This is a genomic window from Pseudomonas edaphica (genome assembly GCF_005863185.1).
In the GTDB taxonomy this organism is placed as follows: Bacteria; Pseudomonadota; Gammaproteobacteria; order Pseudomonadales; family Pseudomonadaceae; genus Aquipseudomonas; species Aquipseudomonas edaphica.
Map to the genome: position 1 here is coordinate 1 of NZ_VBVZ01000745.1, position 2,708 is coordinate 2,708.

Sequence of the window (2,708 nt, forward strand, 5' to 3'; positions counted from 1 at the left end):
ATCGTCGGCGGGATGGTCCACGTGGGGTTGAGGGTAAGCCGGGTAATGCGTGACTTGAGCAGCGGCGTCTGGCGTTCGGCACGCCCCACTTGCAGGCGGGTTTGCCACACCGGGATGCCGCTCTGGTAAACACTCAATTGCGCAGCCGCGACGTTAACCACGACACCTTCGGGTTCCAGGTCCTGAGCCAGCCAACGAAAACGTTCGAGGTTGATGCGCAACTGATCGCGGCGCATCGCCGGGCTGATATTGAGTTCGGCCACAGTACCCGTGCCTATCACACCGTCGGCCTGCAACGAGTGGCTGAGCTGGAAGGCCTTGACCGCCTTGACCAACTCGTCACGGTACTGCCGGCTGTTGCCCGTCGGCGCCTTGGCGAGATAACCACCGCTATATAAGCGCCGCGCCAGATCGGGCACGCGCGGGTCCTCCATGCCTGGCTTGAGCAGCGGCCCGGTGGCGACCGGGTCCCAATGGGGCAACGGCTGCAGGCGCACAGTGGCGTAGGTATTGCGCAAGCTGCGGTACAGGTCGGCACTGGGGCGCGCCTGATCAAAGGCTTGCGCCATGTCTTGCAGGCCGGTGGTGGCAAAAGCCAGCACTTGGGTATTGGGGTCGAGGGTGGGTGGCTGGGAATGCCACAGCGGCTCGAAACGCGACTGTTGCAGGCGCCCGTAATGCAAATCCTGCAGGGCTTGCAGGTATTGCCGGCTGCTGCCGATATCGCTGCACAGCACGTTACCCGTGGCATCCACGGTAGGCAGGCTATAGTGGGTGGGGTCCAGGCCATCGTCGGCCAGCATCAGCAACTGAGATTGCAGAGTGTGGCGGCGCTCATCGGACCACAGCGTCACATTGCCCTGTTGCTGGTAGAACGCCTGCAAGCGCGCTTGGGTCGTTGCGTCTATCTGCGCGGCAAGGTTGGGGCAAACGCTGGGCAGTTCAGAAAGGGCCAACTGCACCGGGCTGGTCGAAACCACCGGCACAGCGTCCACCGGCAGCTCATCAGCTGTCGCGACCAGTGGTGCAACGAGCAGGCAAATGCTCAAGTAACATGCGTGTTTTTTGAACAATTGACTTAACTCCAATCCACAGCGGGGGGGATGTACTGTAGATGCTGACTTTAATATGCCGCGCCGGCTTGATCGCCATGACCCTGGCTACGCTGAGCAATGTTACGCTCGCCGCCACTGCCAACCCTCCTACTTTGTATAGCAGCCTGGCGCGCTCGGCTCCAGAACTCAATCCCACTGTACTGAAAAGCGCACTGAGCGCGGTGCAATGCGCGGTCAATAACGGCGAGGAACGCTCGGATCGCCTGGCCGTCATTGACTACTCCCAGCCCTCTACCGCCCGTCGGCTGTGGATCTTCGACCTACGCAAGAGGTCCCTGGTACTGCGCGACCTGGTGGCCCATGGTGCCAAATCCGGGGAAAACTTTGCCACGCAATTCTCCAATCGGGAAGGCAGCCACCAATCCAGCCTGGGTTTGTTCCGCACCCAGGAGAGTTACTTGGGCACCCACGGCTACTCGTTGCGCATGGACGGCCTGGAGCCGGGCTTCAATGACCAGGCCCGCGACCGCGCACTGGTGATTCATGCGGCCGACTACGTCAACCCGGCGTGGAGCAAGCGCGAAGGCCGAATCGGCCGCAGCCAGGGTTGCCCGGCCGTGCGCCCGCAAGTAGCGCGCCAGGTGGTAGACAAACTCAAGGATGGGCAGTTCATGTTCTCCTGGTACCCGGACCAGCGCTGGCTGAAGTCCTCGACGTATCTCAACTGCAAACCCCAACAGGTGGTGAGTAGTCGTACAATCCGTGGTGGTTAGCCTGTCCCCACAGATAAAAGAGAGCGTCGCATGCTTCTACACACCTCCACCTGGATCGAAATCGGGCAGTTTCTGGAACGCAGCCGCACGGTGGTTATTCCCATTGGCTCCAACGAGCAGCATGGCCCCACCGGCCTATTGGGCACCGACTGGATGTGCCCGGAAATCATCGCCCACGAGGCGCAGAAAAACGCCGACATCCTGATCGGCCCGACCTTCAATATCGGTATGGCCCAGCACCACCTGGGTTTTCCCGGGACCATTTCCCTGCGCCCTTCCACCTTTATCGCTGCCATTGGCGATTGGGTGCGTTCATTGGCCGGGCATGGTTTCGAGAAAATCCTGTTCTTGAATGGTCACGGCGGCAATATCGCCACCATCGAGGCGGCCTTTTCCGAGCTGTACGCCGAAGCCAGCTACGCCCGCCGCCCGGCCGGGTTTGCACTCAAGCTGGTGAACTGGTGGGACCTGGAAGGCGTCAACGAACTGGCTCACCGCCAATTCCCGGTGGGCCACGGCAGCCATGCCACGCCGTCGGAGATTGCGGTGACGCAGTGGGCGTACCCAGAGTCGATCAAGTCGGCTGAGTATTCGCCACAAATCGCCAACACCGGGCCGATCCGCGAAGCGCTGGACTTTCGCGCACGCTTCCCCGACGGGCGCATGGGCTCTGATCCTGCGCTGGCGACGGTCGAAAAAGGCGGTGAGTTGGTGGCGTTGGCAGCCAAGGGGTTGGTCAACAGCGTGAACGCCTTCAGCAACGAAGCCAAACCCTAGGCCCACCATAAATCCAAATGTGGGAGCTGGCTTGTCGGGTCGCCGCATCACTGCGATGGCGGTGTATCAGTCGAGAGGTTTAGTGACTGACACTCTGCTATCG

At 61.3% G+C, this 2,708-nt stretch carries 3 protein-coding genes; 2 read left to right on the forward strand and 1 reads right to left on the reverse strand.

Annotated features, from left to right (window positions below):
• A partial coding sequence (locus tag FEM54_RS29870; RefSeq protein WP_138453995.1) for a L,D-transpeptidase scaffold domain-containing protein occupies positions 1-1,073 on the reverse strand: 1,073 nt, incomplete at its 3' end.
• Positions 1,074-1,114: 41 nt separating this feature from the next.
• Here FEM54_RS29870 and FEM54_RS29875 point away from each other — a divergent pair.
• Positions 1,115-1,828, forward strand: a complete 714-nt coding sequence (locus FEM54_RS29875) for a murein L,D-transpeptidase catalytic domain family protein (RefSeq protein ID WP_138453996.1) — start codon at positions 1,115-1,117, stop codon at positions 1,826-1,828.
• Positions 1,829-1,858: 30 nt separating this feature from the next.
• The gene (locus FEM54_RS29880) at positions 1,859-2,605 is read left to right on the forward strand and encodes a creatininase family protein (RefSeq protein ID WP_065912055.1); all 747 of its coding nucleotides are present in this window, start codon (positions 1,859-1,861) and stop codon (positions 2,603-2,605) included.
• Positions 2,606-2,708 lie beyond the last annotated feature (103 nt).